The 16067-nt window shown below is 72.6% G+C and carries 12 protein-coding genes; 8 read left to right on the forward strand and 4 right to left on the reverse strand.

All coding sequences use genetic code 11. The features are described 5' to 3' along the window. Positions 1-64: 64 nt before the first annotated feature. Positions 65-1243 (reverse strand): acetoin utilization protein AcuC, encoded by a 1179-nt coding sequence (locus ABD774_RS07845; protein ID WP_345039549.1) that lies wholly within the window; start codon positions 1241-1243, stop codon positions 65-67. On the opposite strand from ABD774_RS07845, the gene ABD774_RS07850 reads away from it, so the two are divergent. Both ABD774_RS07850 and ABD774_RS07855 read left to right on the forward strand, forming a co-directional pair. Then, positions 1242-2768 (forward strand): TrkH family potassium uptake protein, encoded by a 1527-nt coding sequence (locus ABD774_RS07850; protein ID WP_486327283.1) that lies wholly within the window; start codon positions 1242-1244, stop codon positions 2766-2768. The genes ABD774_RS07845 and ABD774_RS07850 overlap by 2 nt on opposite strands. Positions 2769-2790: 22 nt before the next feature. Further along, entirely contained in the window at positions 2791-3459 is a 669-nt protein-coding gene (locus ABD774_RS07855) for a potassium channel family protein (RefSeq protein WP_345039554.1), read from the forward strand. Positions 3460-3506: 47 nt separating this feature from the next. On the opposite strand, the gene xylB is transcribed toward ABD774_RS07855, so the two are convergent. Both xylB and xylA read right to left on the reverse strand, forming a co-directional pair. Further along, positions 3507-4964: a xylulokinase gene (xylB, locus tag ABD774_RS07860; RefSeq protein ID WP_345039556.1), complete on the reverse strand. Its 1458-nt coding sequence runs from the start codon at positions 4962-4964 to the stop codon at positions 3507-3509. Between the two features lie 8 nt (positions 4965-4972). Beyond that, complete coding sequence (gene xylA, locus ABD774_RS07865; RefSeq protein ID WP_345039558.1) at positions 4973-6154, reverse strand: xylose isomerase; 1182 nt, start codon at positions 6152-6154, stop codon at positions 4973-4975. A 67-nt stretch (positions 6155-6221) separates the two neighbouring features. On the opposite strand from xylA, the gene ABD774_RS07870 reads away from it, so the two are divergent. The 4 genes from ABD774_RS07870 (at position 6222) to mmsB (ending at position 12063) form a co-directional block, all read left to right on the forward strand. Next, positions 6222-7502, forward strand: coding sequence for an ROK family protein (locus tag ABD774_RS07870; protein WP_345039561.1), 1281 nt, complete (start codon positions 6222-6224; stop codon positions 7500-7502). Between the two features lie 572 nt (positions 7503-8074). Next, entirely contained in the window at positions 8075-9205 is a 1131-nt protein-coding gene (gene chvE / locus ABD774_RS07875; RefSeq protein WP_345039764.1) for a multiple monosaccharide ABC transporter substrate-binding protein, read from the forward strand. A 168-nt stretch (positions 9206-9373) separates the two neighbouring features. After that, the gene (gene mmsA / locus ABD774_RS07880; RefSeq protein WP_345039766.1) at positions 9374-10897 is read left to right on the forward strand and encodes a multiple monosaccharide ABC transporter ATP-binding protein; all 1524 of its coding nucleotides are present in this window, start codon (positions 9374-9376) and stop codon (positions 10895-10897) included. Further along, complete coding sequence (mmsB, locus tag ABD774_RS07885) at positions 10894-12063, forward strand: multiple monosaccharide ABC transporter permease (protein ID WP_345039563.1); 1170 nt, start codon at positions 10894-10896, stop codon at positions 12061-12063. Before mmsA ends, mmsB begins: the two co-directional genes overlap by 4 nt. 52 nt (positions 12064-12115) lie before the next feature. Here the strand turns inward: mmsB and ABD774_RS07890 are convergent, their stop codons facing one another. Then, a complete protein-coding gene (locus tag ABD774_RS07890; RefSeq protein ID WP_345039565.1) occupies positions 12116-13303 on the reverse strand; it encodes an acyl-CoA dehydrogenase family protein in 1188 nt (395 codons plus the stop codon). A gap of 134 nt (positions 13304-13437) precedes the next feature. Here ABD774_RS07890 and radA point away from each other — a divergent pair, with 134 nt between their 5' ends. Beyond that, positions 13438-14862: a DNA repair protein RadA gene (gene radA, locus ABD774_RS07895; protein WP_345039568.1), complete on the forward strand. Its 1425-nt coding sequence runs from the start codon at positions 13438-13440 to the stop codon at positions 14860-14862. Positions 14863-14987: 125 nt separating this feature from the next. Continuing rightward, a complete protein-coding gene (gene disA, locus ABD774_RS07900; protein ID WP_345039570.1) occupies positions 14988-16067 on the forward strand; it encodes a DNA integrity scanning diadenylate cyclase DisA in 1080 nt (359 codons plus the stop codon).

Here is a 16067-nt window from a genome sequence, read left to right on the forward strand (position 1 = left end):
GACACCCGCGCGAAATCGCCCGGCCTCCGCCCGCTCACGCGGCACCCGCCGCGGCTGTGCCACCTCAGTCGAGATAGGGATCCAGGCCGTGCCAGGGGAAGACGGCCTGCCGGGTCGCCATGATCGCCCGGTCCACCTCGTCGTCGGGGTTGTAGCCGTCCGTGAACCGCCGGATCTCGGGGTCGCCGCCGTCGGACATCGTCAGCGGCGCGGTCACATCGGCCAGGTCGCGCACCATCTGGCGCCAGGACTCCGGCACGGGCGTCGCGGGGTCGATCGGGCAGCCCGCGGCCACGGCGACGAGGTGGGACCACGCTCGCGGCACGACCCCGACCACCTCGTACCCGCCTCCCCCGGTGGCCAGCCAGCGGCCACCGGCGTAGGTGTCGGCCAGCTCGGCCATCAGCGTCATGGAACGCCGCTGGGCGTCGACGGACACGTCGAGCTCCGCGAGCGGGTCGTCGCGATGGCAGTCGCAGCCGTGCTGCGTGACCAGCACGTCGGGCGCGTGGGCACGCACGAGAGGCACCGCGAGCGCCTCGACGGCGCGCAGCCATCCGGCGTCGGCCGTGTGCGGCGGCAGCGCGACGTTCACGGCCGTGCCGCGCGCCGCGGCCGACCCCACGTCCTGGGGGTAGCCCGTCCCGGGGAAGAGGCTGCCGGGGTGCTGGTGCACCGAGACGGTCAGGACCCGGTCGTCGTCCCAGAACGCCCGCTCGACGCCGTCGCCGTGGTGGGCGTCGAGGTCGACGTAGGCCACCCGCCGCGCGCCCGCCTGCAGGAGCCAGGCGATCGCGACCGAGACGTCGTTGTAGACGCAGAACCCCGAGGCCCGCTGCGCCATGGCGTGGTGCATGCCGCCGGCCAGGCTCACCGCCCGGGGAGCGTCCCCGTCCCAGACCGCCCGCGCCGCGGCGAGGGTCGACCCGACGATGCGGGCGGACGCGGTGTGGACCCGGCCGAAGACCGGGGTGTCGCCGTCGCCGAGCCCACGCTCGGGCCGCGGCCGGCCGTCCTCCTCGGCCTCGCGGACGGCCGCCACGTAGTCGGCGGTGTGGACCAGCTCGAGCTCGGCGTCGGAGGCGACAGGTGCCGGCACGAGACTCAGGCCGGGGGTGTCGAGCACCCCGAGGTCGGAGAGCAGCTCGTAGGTGAGGACGAGCCGGACGGGCGCCATCGGGTGGCCGGCGCCGAAGTCGTAGCCGACCAGATCCTCCGACCAGACCATCACCGTCCGTGACATGGGTTTCACCGTAGACCCAGAGGGCGCCGATCCGTGCCGTGCCGCGGCGCCCGCCGCGCCGCCGTGTGCCAGAGTGTTCCCGACCTGCGGCGGACGCGGGCGGGAGCGAACGACCAGGAGGGGGCGCGTGCAGCCGACACGAACCTCCGCCGTGCTGGAGACGGGCCGGGACTGGCTCGACCACGTCGCCCGCAACTCCCCCGCCCGGCTCGCCCTGATGGTCTTCGCCTCCATCATCGCCGTCTTCACCGTCCTCCTCTCCCTCCCGGCCGCCACGGCCAGCGGCGAGCGCGCCCCGTTCGTCGACGCGTTGTTCACCGCCACGTCGGCGGTGTGCGTGACGGGCCTGGTGACCGTGGACACGGCGAGCTACTGGTCCACCTTCGGCCAGGCCGTCATCCTCGTCGGCATCAAGATCGGTGGCCTGGGCGTGATGACCCTCGCCTCGATCCTCGGCCTGGCCGTCTCGCGCCGCATCGGGCTCACGCAGCGGATGCTCGCGGCCTCCGAGACCAAGACCACGCGGCTCGGCGAGGTGGGCTCCCTGATCCGCGCGGTCGTCGTGGCCTCCCTCGTCATCGAGGGCGCCCTGACCGTGGTGCTCGTGCCCCGCTTCCTCGCGCTGGGGGAGCCGGTGGGGACGTCGCTGTGGCACGGGCTCTTCATGGCGCTGAGCATCTTCAACAACGCCGGCTTCGTCATCATCGACGGCGGGCTCCTCCCGCACGTCGGCGACTGGTGGCTGGGGCTGCCGATCGTCGTCGGCACCGCCGTCGGCGCGATCGGGTTCCCGGTCATCCTCGACGTCGCGCGCAGCCTGCGCGACCGCCGTCGCCGCCCGCCGTGGACGCGGTGGAACCTCCACACCAAGCTGACGCTGAGCACGTACGGCCTGCTGATGGTCGCCTCCGTCGTCGCCATCGGCGCGTTCGAGTGGACCAACCCGAACACCTTCGGGCCGCTAGACCTCGACGAGAAGGTGCTCGCCAGCCTCGTCCAGGGCACCAACCCGCGGTCCTCGGGCCTGGCCACCGTCGACACGGGCGAGATGCGCGAGGCCACCTGGTTCGTCACCGACGCCCTGATGTTCGTCGGCGGCGGGTCCGCGTCCACGGCGGGCGGCATCAAGGTCACCACGTTCGCGGTGCTGCTGCTGGCGATCGTCGCGGAGGCGAGGGGCGACCGGGACGTCGAGGCGTTCGGCCGGCGGATCGGCTCCTCCACGGTGCGCCTCGCGGTGTCCGTCGCCTTCCTCGGCGCGACCCTCGTGGGGGTCGCGACGCTCGCCCTGCTCACGCTCACGGAGTACAACCTCGACGTGGTGCTCTTCGAGGTGATCTCGGCGTTCGCCACGGTCGGCCTGAGCACCGGCATCACCCCGCACCTTCCCGACGCCGGCAAGTACGTGCTCAGCGCCCTCATGTTCGCCGGCCGCACGGGGACCATGACCCTGGCGGCCGCCCTGGCGATCCGGGAGCGGCGCCGCGTCATCCGCATGCCCAACGAACGCCCGGTCATCGGCTGACCGGGACGGACAAGGAGTTCTCATGAGTGACAGGCAGGTCTCCCGGGACACCGGGGTCCTGGTGATCGGGCTGGGGCGGTTCGGCGCGGCCCTGGCCGCGACGCTGGAGAAGCTCGGGCGCGAGGTGCTCGCCGTCGAGCGAGACCCGGACCTCGTCCAGCAGTGGTCCCACCGGCTGCCGCTGGTGGAGGCCGACGCCTCCAACCCCGACGCCCTCGAGCAGCTGGGTGCGGAGGAGTTCCAGGTCGCCGTCGTCGGCGTGGGCACCTCGCTGGAGGCGTCGGTGCTCATCACCGCGAACCTGGTCGACCTCGAGATCCCGCAGATCTGGGCCAAGGCGGTCAGCGCGGAGCACGGGCGCATCCTGCGGCGCATCGGCGCGCACCACGTGGTCTATCCCGAGTACGACGCCGGGGCGCGCGTCGCCCACATGGTCTCGGGACGCATGCTCGACTACATCGAGATGGAGGACGGCTTCACGATCGTCAAGATGCGGCCCCCGCGCGAGACGCAGGGCTTCACGCTCGCGGAGTCGCGGGTCCGGGAGAAGTACGGCGTCACGGTCATCGGGGTGAAGCCGCCGGGCGAGCCGTTCGAGTACGCCACCCCGACCACCCGCGTCGGCGCCGAGGACCTGCTGATCGTCAGCGGCGACTCGGGGCTGCTGGAGACCTTCGCGCACCGGCCCTGAGCCGCGCCGCCCGCGCCACGGCCCGGGCGGCGCGGCGCGCGGCCGCGTCAGGACTCGCGTTCCGCCACGAGGTGGCGGCGGGCCGCGTAGCGGTCGCGGACCGCCGTCGGCTCCGCCTCGTAGGTCTGCACCCGCGACGTCGACCACTCCGGCGGCCCCGCCGTGCCGGCGAGGACCCAGGCGGCCTGGCGGGCCGCGCCGTCGGCGACGTACTCCCCCGGTTCCGGGACCTGCACGGGACGGCCGAGGACGGCCGGGGCAATCCGGCGGACGGCCTCCGACCGCGCCCCGCCGCCGATGAGGCGGACACGCTCGACCGGCACACCCTGCGCCTCCATGGCGGACATCCCGTCCGCGAGGCCGCACAGCAGCCCCTCGACGGCCGCACGAGCCACGTTCTCAGGCGTCATGGACGCCAGCGACATACCGACCAGCGAGCCGGTCGCCGCCGGCAGGTTCGGCGTGCGCTCGCCCTCGAGGTAGGGCACGAAGGTGAGCCCCGCGGCACCCGGGCCGGCCGCGAGCGCGAGCGCGGAGAGCCCGGCGTGGTCGACGCCCAGCAGCCGGGCGGTGGCGTCGAGCACGCGTGAGCCGTTCAGCGTGACGGCCAGCGGCAGGAACGCGCCGGTGGCGTCGGCGAACCCGGCGACGAGGGCGGAGGGGTCCGCCACCGGCTCCGCCGAGACCGCCGAGACGACGCCGGAGGTGCCGACCGAGATGGCGACGTCGCCCCGGCTCATCCCCAGGCCGAGGGCGGCCGCGGCGTTGTCGCCGGCGCCCGGTCCGAGCACGAGGTGGCCGAGACCCGCCGCGTCGTCACCGGCCCCCGCCGCACGGGCCGGGGCCAGCACGCGGGGCAGCACGATGCCTTCCGCGTCGTCCCGGCGCAGCGCGAGGGAGAGCAGGTCGCGGCGGTAGGTGCCGGCCGCCGTGTCGAAGTACCCGGTGCCCGAGGCGTCCGAGCGGTCGGTGGTCAGCGTGTCCCAGCACCCCGCCCCGCCGAGCCGCCACGTGAGCCAGTCGTGGGGAAGGGCCACGGCCGCCACCCGGGCGGCGTTCTCGGGCTCGTGGTCGGCGAGCCACCGCAGCTTGGTGACGGTCAGGGACGCCACGGGCACCGTGCCCGTCGCCGTGGCCCAGGCGGCCGGGCCGGCGGCGGCGTCACCGCCGCCGGCCCGGCCGAGCTCGGCGATCAGGTCCTCGGCCGCGCGGGCGCTGCGGGTGTCGTTCCACAGCAGGGCGGGGCGGATCACCTCGCCGTTGGCGTCGAGGACCACCATGCCGTGCTGCTGCCCGGCGACCGAGACCGCGGCGACGTCGTCGAGCCCGCCCGCCGCCGCGACCGCGGCCTGGAGCGCGTCCCACCAGGCCTCGGGGTCGACCTCGGTGCCCTCGGGGTGCGGCGCCTGACCGAAGCGGCGCAGCGCCCCGGTCTCGGCGTCGCGCACGACCACCTTGCAGGACTGCGTCGAGGAGTCGACCCCGGCGACCAGCGTCTCGCCCATCGCCGACCTCAGCCGATGAGGTGGTTGATCGCCAGCTGGTTCAGCCGGACGAAACCGTACTCACGCCGGGCGGCCGCGTCCGGGTCGAAGTCCTCGAACGCGGACCGGTCGGCCAGCAGGTCGGCCAGCGTCTCCCCCTCGGCGAGCGTGGGCTGCGAGAGCTCCAGGACGCCGGACTGCTCGAAGGCCTCCTGGACCTCGGGGTCCGCACGGTAGGCGCGGGCCTTCTCCGCCAGTCCGAGGTACATCTCCATGTTGGCGCGTGCGGAGTCCCAGACCCCCTCCATGCCCTCGGTGCGCGAGGGCTTGTAGTCGAAGTGCCGCGGGCCGGTGTAGGTGGGCCCCCCGCCGGGGAAGCCGTTCTCCAGCAGGTCCACGGTGAAGAACGCCGAGAGCAGGTCACCGTGGCCGAAGGCCAGGTCCTGGTCGAACTTGATGGACCGCTGGCCGTTGAGGTCGATGTGGAACAGCTTCCCGGACCACAGCGCCTGGGCGAGGCCGTGGGTGTAGTTCAGGCCCGCCATCTGCTCGTGGCCGGTCTCGGGGTTCAGCCCGACGATGTCGCCGTTCTCCAGCTCGGCGATGAAGCCGAGCGCGTGGCCGACGGTGGGCAGCAGGATGTCCCCGCGGGGCTCGTTGGGCTTGGGCTCCAGCGCGATGCGCAGCCCGTAGCCCTTCTCCTTGATGTAGCCGGCGACGGCGTCGATGCCCTCGCGGTAGCGGTCGAGCGCGGCGTTGACGTCCTTGACGCCGTCGTACTCGCTGCCCTCGCGGCCGCCCCACATCACGAAGGTCTCTGCGCCGAGCTCGGCGGCCAGGTCGACGTTGCGCAGGATCTTGCGCAGCGCGAACCGGCGGACCGAGCGGTCGTTGGAGGTGAACGCCCCGTCCTTGAAGACGGGGTGGGAGAAGGTGTTGGTGGTGACCATCTCGACCACCAGGCCGGCGTCGTCGACCGCCTTCTTGAAGGTGGTGAGGATCTGCTCGCGGGCGGCGTCGTCGGAGCCGAAGGGCACGACGTCGTCGTCGTGGAACGTCACGCCCCACGCCCCGAGCTCGGCCAGCCGTGCGGCGTACTCCCAGGGGTCAAGGGCGGGGCGGGTGGCCTCGCCGAACTGGTCGCGGGCCGTCCAGCCGACGGTCCAGAGGCCGAAGGAGAAGCGGTCTTCGGGGGTGGGCTTGCGCACCATGTGAGTCTCCTCGTCGAGATTTGTTGTACCGCGAAACTTACCGGGAGGGATCCGGTAGGGTCAAGCCGTGAGCACAAGCCCCGAGCGCAGCGTTGCGCCCGAGCCGACGCAGGCCCCACGCACCCGGTCAAGGGGCGATGCCGGCGCGGCCCGGCAATCGTCCCTACGCGAGCACAATCTGGCCCTGGCGAGCGAGACCATCTTCGCGAGCTCCCCCGTCTCACGCGCACGTCTGGCGGCCGCGACGGGGATGACCCGCTCGACCGTCTCCCGCCTGGTCGACGAGCTCATCCGGGCGGGCATCGTCGCCGAGCACGACCCCCGGGGGGCGGGCGGCCCCGGCCGCCCCGCCGTCCCCCTCACCCCCGCCGGCGGCACCATCGTCGGCCTCGGGCTGCAGGTGAACGTCGACTACATGGCCGGCCGGGTGATGGACCTGACGGGCGCGATCGTGGCCGAGGAGCACGTCGCGGGCGACTTCGAGTCGTCCGACCCCGCCGCCGTGCTGAGCGCGGCCGGTGACCTCACCCGGGACCTCGTCGGCCGCGCCACCGCCTCGGGCGCCCGCGTGGCGCGCGCCTGCCTCGGCCTTCCCGGGCTGGTGGACACGGGCAACCGCAGGCTGCTCCTGGCACCGAACCTGGGCTGGCACGAGCTGACCCCGGCCGACCTCATGGGGCCTCGGCTCCTGCCGCCGGGCGTCGAGCTGCTCGTCGACAACGACGCCAACCTCGCCGCCTACGGCGTCGCCCACGAGGCGCCGGGGCGCGTGGCCGACTCCAGCACGTTCCTCTACGTCGCCGGCGACATCGGCGTCGGCGCCGGGATCGTCGTGGACGGCCGGGTGGTGCGGGGCCAGCACGGCTGGGCCGGCGAGATCGGGCACGTGTCGATCGAGCCCACGGGGCCCCAGTGCCACTGCGGGGCACGTGGCTGCCTCGAGCGCTACGCGGGCAAGCACGCCGTGCTCGAGGCCGCGGCGCTGCCGACGTCGGCGACGCCTGCCGACCTGGCGGCCGCGGCCGCCTCGGGCTACGGGGCGCCGAGGGTTGCCGTCGAGCGCGCGGCGTGGGCGCTGGGCATCGCCCTGGCGGGCACGGTGAACGTCATCGACGTCGGCGAGATCGTCCTCGGCGCGGCCTTCATCCCTCTCGTGGACCTGCTCCGACCCGGCATCGAGGAGCAGCTGCGCGTGCGGACCCTCGCCGGCCCGTGGTCCTCGACCACGCTCCGCGTGGCCCCCGCGGACGCCGCCCCCGCGGCGACGGGCGGCGCCATGCGCGCGCTCGAGTGGGTGGCGCGCGAGCCGGCGGCGTGGATCGACGCCGTCGCCCGCACCTCGGCGTAGCCCGGCCCGCAGGCCGTCCGGCCCGCACAGCCAGGTCCGCCGTGCGGCCCGGTCTCCGACGTCGCACGGCCGGCGGGCGGCAGCGCGCCCGGCGCACGCATGGGCCCGGGAGCCACCGCCGCGCAGGACGCCCACCGCCGCGCAGAACACCCACCGCGCCCGCCGGCGAGCCACCACCGTCGCGCAGCACCCCGCCGTCCTCCGTCCGGCGAGCCGCCGCCGTCCCACGTGAGCGACGCCGCGGCCCCCTCCGTTGCCCGACGCCGACGTCCCGGGGCGTCCGAGCAGCCGACGCGCCTCCCCGCTCCGGGACCAAGGTCCTCACGGCACCGCCGGACGCGCCCCTCCGGAACGTCGCCGGAGCGGCGAGACCGTTTCGTGATCCGGACGCCTTGCGATCGACGGATTCGTCGAATATGTTCCTCGGCACAACAAACCTCTGAGCCGGTGATGCGCAGGGCGATGCGGACGGACCCCGAGGGGTACCGCAGCGGCCACGGCGCGCGAAGCCTGGTGGTTCTCCGAGTGAGGCCGGCCGACGACGGCCGACCCGAAGAAGGGTTATGACGACGATGTCTCTTCGTGACAAGAAGCTGATGGCCGTGGTGGCCGGGGCCGCGCTGGCCGCCACCGCCCTCGCCGCCTGCAGCAGCGAGCGCACCGAAACCCCCGCCGCGGGCGGTGAGACGGGCGGCGAGAGCGGCGGACTCGTCGGCATCGCGATGCCCACGCGCTCCCTCGAGCGCTGGAACAACGACGGCGAGAACCTCGAGGCGCTGCTCCAGGACATGGGGTACGAGACCTCGCTGCAGTACGCCGACAACAAGGTCGACCAGCAGATCACCCAGCTGCAGAACATGATCAACCAGGACCCCGAGGTCCTGGTGGTCGCCTCCATCGACGGCACCGCTCTCGGCCCGGTGCTCGACTCCGCCAAGGCGAAGGACATCACCGTCATCGCCTACGACCGCCTGATCAACGGCACCGAGTCCGTGGACTACTACGCGACGTTCGACAACTACCAGGTCGGCCAGCTGCAGGGGAAGTTCATCGAGGAGCAGCTGGGCCTCGCCGACGGCGCCGGCCCGTTCAACCTCGAGCCCTTCGCGGGCTCGCCGGACGACAACAACGCGAAGTTCTTCTTCTCCGGCGCGTGGGACGTGCTGCTGCCCTACGTCGAGAAGGGCCAGCTGGTCGTCCCGTCCGGCAAGGCGCCGGCGTCCAACGACGAGTGGACCTCGATCGGCATCCAGGGCTGGGAGTCCGCCAAGGCGCAGTCCGAGATGGAGAACCGCCTGAACTCCTTCTACGCCGACAAGAAGGTCGACGTCGTCCTCTCCCCCAACGACTCCCTCGCGCTCGGGATCGAGCAGGCTCTCGACGCCGCGGGCTACGCGCCCGGCGACGAGTTCCCCATCGTCACCGGCCAGGACGCCGACCTCGCGAACGTGAAGAACATGCTCGCGGGCATGCAGTCGATGACGGTCTGGAAGGACACCCGCACCCTCGGCGAGCAGGTCGCCACCATGGTGGACCAGATCGTCACGGGCGAGGAGGTCGAGGTCAACGACACCGAGACCTACGACAACGAGGTCAAGGTCGTGCCGTCCTACCTCCTGCCCCCGCAGGTCGTCACGCCCGACACCGTCGAGTCCTCCCTCGTCGAGTCCGGCTTCTACGACGCCGCCGAGCTCGGTCTCTGACCCGCTCCGCCCGCCGGCCCTCACCGGGCCGGCGGGCGTGCCCGTCGAAGCGACCCACAGGAGCACGCCATGTCATCCGACCACCCTTCGCCCGCCGGCGCCGCGGCGCCGTCGCCCTCCGTGGCACCCGCCCGTCCGGCGGTGCCGTCCGACCACGCGATCCTGCAGATGCGGGACATCACGAAGACCTTCCCGGGCGTCAAGGCGCTCCAGGACGTCAACCTGACGGTCCGGCGCGGCGAGGTCCACGCCATCTGCGGCGAGAACGGCGCCGGCAAGTCCACGCTCATGAACGTTCTCTCCGGCGTCTACCCGCACGGGAGCTACGACGGCGAGATCACCTTCGAGGGCGAGCTCTGCGACTTCCGCACCATCCGCGACAGCGAGGCGCGCGGCATCGTCATCATCCACCAGGAGCTCGCCCTGAGCCCCTACCTCTCGGTGGCGGAGAACATCTTCCTCGGCAACGAGCAGGCGAGCGCCGGCGTCATCGACTGGAACCGCACCAACAGCGAGGCGGCGAAGCTGCTCGCCCGCGTCGGCCTGGACATCCACCCGGACACCAAGGTCAAGGACCTCGGCGTCGGCCGCCAGCAGCTGGTCGAGATCGCGAAGGCCCTCTCCAAGCGCGTGAAGCTGCTCATCCTGGACGAGCCGACCGCGGCGCTGAACGACGAGGACAGCGAGCACCTGCTCACGCTGATGCGCCAGCTGCGCGACCAGGGCATCTCGATGATCATGATCTCCCACAAGCTCAACGAGATCGCCGCCATCGCGGACTCCACCACGGTTATCCGTGACGGCCGCACCATCGAGACCCTCGACATGCACGGCCCCGAGCCCGTGAGCGAGGACCACATCATCCGGCTCATGGTCGGGCGCTCGCTCGAGAACCGGTTCCCCGACCACGAGCCCAGCGTCGGCGAAGAGGTGCTGCGGGTCGAGGACTGGACCGTGCACCACCCGATCGACGTTGAGCGCAAGGTGGTCGACGGCGCCAGCCTGACCGTCCGGCGCGGCGAGATCGTCGGCCTCGCGGGGCTGATGGGCGCGGGGCGCACGGAGCTGGCCATGAGCATCTTCGGTCGCAGCTACGGGCACAACATCTCCGGACGGCTCTACAAGAACGGCACGGAGATCCACGCCCGGACCGTGAGCGAGGCGATCGAGCACGGCATCGCGTACGCCACCGAGGACCGCAAGCGCTACGGCCTGAACCTCATCCAGGACATCAAGCGCAACATCGCCTCGGCGGCCCTCGGCAAGATCTCGAGGCTCGGCGTCGTCGACCGCAGCGCGGAGGCCCGCGTGGCGGAGGGGTACCGCAAGGACATGCGCATCAAGACCCCCAGCGTCGACGCCGTGGTGGGTCAGCTCTCCGGCGGCAACCAGCAGAAGGTCGTCCTGAGCAAGTGGATCTACACGGACCCGGACGTCCTCATCCTCGACGAGCCGACCCGAGGCATCGACGTCGGCGCCAAGTTCGAGATCTACCAGATCATCAACGCGCTGGCGGAGGCCGGCAAGGCGGTGCTGGTGATCTCCTCCGAGCTGCCCGAGCTGCTCGGCATCTGCGACCGCATCTACGCCATGAGCCAGGGCCGCCTCACCGGTGAGGTGCCCCGCGCCGAGGCGACCCAGGAACGACTCATGCACTTCATGACGATGGACAAGGAGGGTGCGTCACGATGAGCGCACTGACGCAGGACTTCGGACGGAACCTCCGTCAGTACGGGATCATGGCGGCCCTCGTCGCGATCGTGATTCTCTTCCAGATCCTCACCGGCGGCCTGCTGCTCGTGCCCAACAACGTGGCCAGCCTGGTGCAGCAGAACGCCTACGTGATGATCCTGGCGATCGGCATGGTGATGGTCATCGTCGCCGGCCACATCGACCTCTCCGTGGGGTCGGTCGTCGCGTTCGTCGGCGGCGTCACCGCCATCATGATGAACAGCTGGGACGTCCACTGGCTCCTCGCGCTCGTGGCCGCGCTCGTCCTCGGTGCGGTGATCGGCGCGTGGCAGGGCTTCTGGGTCGCCTACGTGGGCATCCCGGCGTTCATCGTCACCCTCGCGGGCATGCTGATCTTCCGCGGGCTCGCCATCGTGCTCGTCGGCACCACGGTGGCCGGCCTGCCGCGCCCGTTCAACGCGATCTCCAACGGCTCCGTGCCCAACTTCCTGGGATACGTGGCGAACCTCGACGTCGTCACCCTGCTCATCGGCGCCGTCGCCATCGCCGGTCTGGTGCTGACCCAGCTCCAGGCGCGCCGGAACATCCGCAAGCACGACCTGGCGCTCGAGCCGTTCCCGGCGTTCGTCGCCCGCCTCGCGCTGTTCAGCCTGCTCATCGCCTTCGTCAGCTACCTGCTGGCGCGCAGCGCGGGCGGCACGCCGATCGTGCTGATCATCGTCGGCGTGCTGATCGTCGCCTACACGTTCCTGATGAACCGCTCGGTGTTCGGCCGGCACATCTACGCCATCGGCGGCAACCTCCAGGCCGCTGTCCTGTCCGGGGTCAACACCCGCAAGGTCAACTTCTACATCTTCGTGAACATGGGTGTCCTCGCGGCCCTCGCCGGGGTCGTCACCACCTCCCGCGCGGGCGCCGCGGTCGCCGCGGCCGGCAACAGCTTCGAGCTGGACGCGATCGCCGCCGCCTTCATCGGCGGCACGGCCGTCACCGGCGGCATCGGCAAGGTCTCGGGCGCCATCATCGGCGCGCTCATCATGGGCGTGCTCAACATGGGCCTGTCCATCATGAACGTCGACCCGGCCTGGCAGCAGGCCATCAAGGGCCTCGTGCTCCTGTTCGCCGTCGCGTTCGACCTGCTCAACAAGCGTCGCAGCGGGCGCTGACCCCGCAGGCCCGGTGGCCCGGACGGCTCTGCCGTCCGGGCCACCGGCATGATCAGCCGGCGGCGTCCTCGACCGGCGGCCACGGCTGGACCGGCCCCAGGAGCGCGTTCGCCCAGGCACCGTGGACCGACTCGTCGTCGCTGGGGTGGAACAGGCCGGCGACGACGTCGCGGTAGAGCCGGGAGAGCTCCTTGTTGTTGGAGTACGACGAGCCGCCGGAGACGCGCACGGCCTTGGTGACGACGTCGAGCGCCACCTCGGTCGCCCGGGACTTCACGGCGGACAGCTGCGGCATCCACAGCGGCCCCCGGTCCACCTGCTCGTCGACGTCCCGCGCGATCAGCGCGATCTGCGGGTAGATCCCGTCGAGCTGCATCGCCGCGTCGGCGATGCGCCAGCGGATGTCCGGGTCGTTGGAGTAGGGGGCGTTCTGGTTCTTCAGCGACCTGCGGCTCCTCACCGTCTCGACGGCGAGCTCGATCGCCCGCCGGGCCAGGCCGGTGTAGACGGAGGCGAGCAGGATCTCGAAGTTGGCGAAGATGCCGAAGATGAACGGGTCGGCCGTCGGTCCCGGCGGGATGCGCCGGACGATCCGGTCGGCGGGCGCGTGCGCGCCGTCGAGCCGCGTCGCGAAGGACTGCGACGCGCGCATGCCCATCACGTCCCACTCCCCCACCGTCTCGACGCCGCCGCCGTCACGGGTGACGAAGCCCCAGACGTTGTGCGGAAGGTCCTCGCCCGTCGTGTCGCTGGCGAAGGTGCCCAGGCGGGTCCAGACCGGGGCCATGGAGGTGAAGATCTTCGTGCCGTGGAAGGAGTAGCCGCCCTCGCCGTCGGGCCTTGCCTCGCAGACGGACCCGAAGAGAACGAGGTCGTTGCCAGCCTCCGAGACGCCGAAGGCGAAGATCTCGCCCGCCGCCGCCTCGCGCAGGACGAAGTCGCAGGAGTCGTCGCCGCGGGCGTGGACGGAGCGGGCCACCCCGACCCACACCTGGTGCATGTTCACCGCGAGCGCCGTCGCCGGGGCGGCCGCGGCCAGGCGCATCTGCTCGCGGGTCATCTCCTCCAGGGACAGGCCGGCGCCGCCCATCGCCTCGGGGACCATCGCGGTGAGGTAGCCCGCCGCGACCAGGTCGTCCAGGTCCTCCTGGGGGAAGACGTTCTCGGCGTCGTAGCGCGCCGCACGTCCGTGGATCCGCTGGAGGAGGTCGTCGGTGAGAATCTGGCGCGAGGTGTCCATCGGTGCTTCCTTCCGCTCGGCGTTGCTCCCTCGACCCTATTCCCGGGGACCGACGGCGCCGGGGCGGGCGGCGGCGGCGGCGATGTCTGCGGCGCCGTCCCGGCGATGTCGGCGCCCCGCCGTACGGTGATCCCATGAGCCCGACCACCACGAAGCCCGCCCGCGCCCGGACCGCCTACCGGTGCGCCGAGTGCGGGTGGACCACGCCCAAGTGGGTGGGCCGGTGCGGGGAGTGCCAGGCGTGGGGCACCGTCGAGGAGACGACGGCGGGGCAGCCGGCTTCCCGGGCGCCCGCCTCGCTCGCCCCGTCCTCCCCCGCCCGCCCGATCCACGAGGTCGACGTCGACGCCGCCCGGGCGCGCAGCACCGGGGTGAGCGAGCTCGACCGGGTGCTCGGCGGCGGCATCGTGCCCGGCGCCGTCGTCCTCCTGGCCGGGGAGCCCGGCGTGGGCAAGTCCACGCTCCTGCTGGACGTCGCCGCCCGGGCCGCCGAGGTCTCCGCCGGCGCCCCGGCCGGGGGCGCGGGCGCGGGCCGGCCGGTCCTCTACGTCACAGGCGAGGAGTCGGCGAGCCAGGTGCGCCTGCGCGCAGAGCGGATCGGCGCCCTGACGCCCAACCTCCTGCTGGCCGCGGAGACCGACCTGGCCACGCTGCTCGGGCACGTCGACGCGGCGGAGCCCTCGCTGCTGGTCGTCGACTCGGTCCAGACGATCGCGGACGGCTCGATCGACGGCAGCGCCGGCGGCGTGAGCCAGGTCCGCGCGGTCGCCAGCGCCCTGATCAACGTGGCGAAGACCCGCGACATCCCGGTGCTGCTCGTCGGGCACGTCACGAAGGACGGCTCGATCGCCGGTCCCCGGGTGCTCGAGCACCTCGTGGACGTCGTGTGCCAGTTCGAGGGCGACCGTCACTCGCGCCTTCGCATGGTGCGGGCGGTGAAGAACCGCTACGGCCCCACCGACGAGGTGGGGTGCTTCGACCTGGGCGACGCCGGCATCACCGGCCTCGCCGATCCCTCCGGACTCTTCCTCTCCGGGGCCCGCCAGGCGGTGCCCGGTACCTGCGTGACCGTCTCGCTCGAGGGCAGGCGGCCGATGCCCACGGAGATCCAGGCGCTGGTGGCCCCGTCCACGCTGAGCTCCCCCCGGCGCACCACCTCGGGCGTGGACTCCTCCCGCGTGGCCATGACGCTCGCCGTCCTCCAGTCCCGGCTCGGCGCGAACATCGCCGCCTCCGACGTCTACGTCTCGACCGTGGGCGGGGCGCGCGCGGTGGAGCCGGCGGTCGATCTCGCCGTCGCCCTCGCGCTCATCTCCGCCGCCACGCAGCGACCGCTGGACCCCACGATGATCGCCGTCGGAGAGGTGGGCCTGACCGGTGACGTCCGCACCACCGTCGGGGTGCAACGCCGGCTGGCCGAGGCGGCACGGCTCGGCTTCTCCCGCGCGTTGGTCCCCGCGCAGGGCTCCGGCGACCTCCAGCGGGTGCCCGGGATGACGGTCCGCCCCGTCGAGAACCTGCACGAGGCGGTCGAGCTCTCCGGCGTCGCGGGGACCTGAGGGCGCCGTCGGGCGTCTCGACCCGCAGACGGCGTGACGGCACCGGCCCGGCGGCACGGGCGGTCCCCCTAGGATGTGGCCGGGGGCGGACACGCTGCCCCGCCACGCCCACCGTGTGAGGTCAAGTGCCCGAGGTCCCCGCCGACACCAAGCTCCGCGTGATGCTGCAGGCCATCGCGCCGGGCACCGAGCTGCGCGACGGGCTCGAGCGGATCCTGCGCGGGCGCACCGGCGCCATCGTCGTGCTCGGCTACGACGACGAGGTCGAGGCGATGTGCTCCGGCGGCTTCCACCTCGACGTGGAGTTCTCGGCCACGCGCCTGCGCGAGCTGGCGAAAATGGACGGCGCAGTGGTCGTGGACTACACGAACCGGCGGATCCGCCGCGCCAACGTCCAGCTCCTCCCCGACGCGCGCATCGAGACGTCCGAGTCCGGCATGCGCCACCGCACCGCGGAGCGCGCGGCGAAGCAGTCCGGCTACCCGGTGATCTCCGTGAGCCAGTCGATGCGCACCGTCGCGCTCTACGTCGACCACCACCGGCACGTGGTGGAGGACTCGGACGTGATCCTCTCCCGCGCGAACCAGGCGCTGGCGACGCTCGAGCGGTACAAGGCCCGCCTCGACGAGGTCTCCGGGACGCTCTCCGCCCTGGAGATCGAGGACCTCGTCACCGTCCGTGACGTCGTCACGGTCATCCAGCGCCTGGAGATGGTCTCGCGCATCTCCTCGGAGGTGGAGGGCTACGTCACCGAGCTCGGCACGGACGGGCGCCTGCTCTCGCTCCAGCTCGAGGAGCTGGTGATCGGCGTCGACCCGGACCGCGCGCTCGTGGTCCGCGACTATCTGGGCCCCGCCGCGATGCGGGGTCCGGACGAAGTGCTCGACTCGCTCTCGACGCTGACCTCCGCCCAGCTGGTCGACATGGCCACGATCGCGCGCGTGCTCGGCGTCGGCGGCCCGGACGGCGACGCGCTCGACTCCGCCCTCGCGCCGCGCGGGTACCGCGTGCTGTCGAAGATCCCGCGCCTGCCCACCCCGGTGGCGGAGGCGATCGTCGCGCACTGCGGAACCCTGCAGGTGATGCTCTCGGCCTCGGCCGAGGACCTCCAGTCCGTGGAGGGCGTGGGGCCGCACCGCGCCCGGGCCGTGCGTGAGGGGCTCTCCCGCCTCGCGGAGTCCTCGATCCTCGAGCGCTTCGCCTGA

This window comes from Georgenia daeguensis, assembly GCF_039537705.1.
Classification (GTDB): Bacteria; Actinomycetota; Actinomycetes; order Actinomycetales; family Actinomycetaceae; genus Georgenia; species Georgenia daeguensis.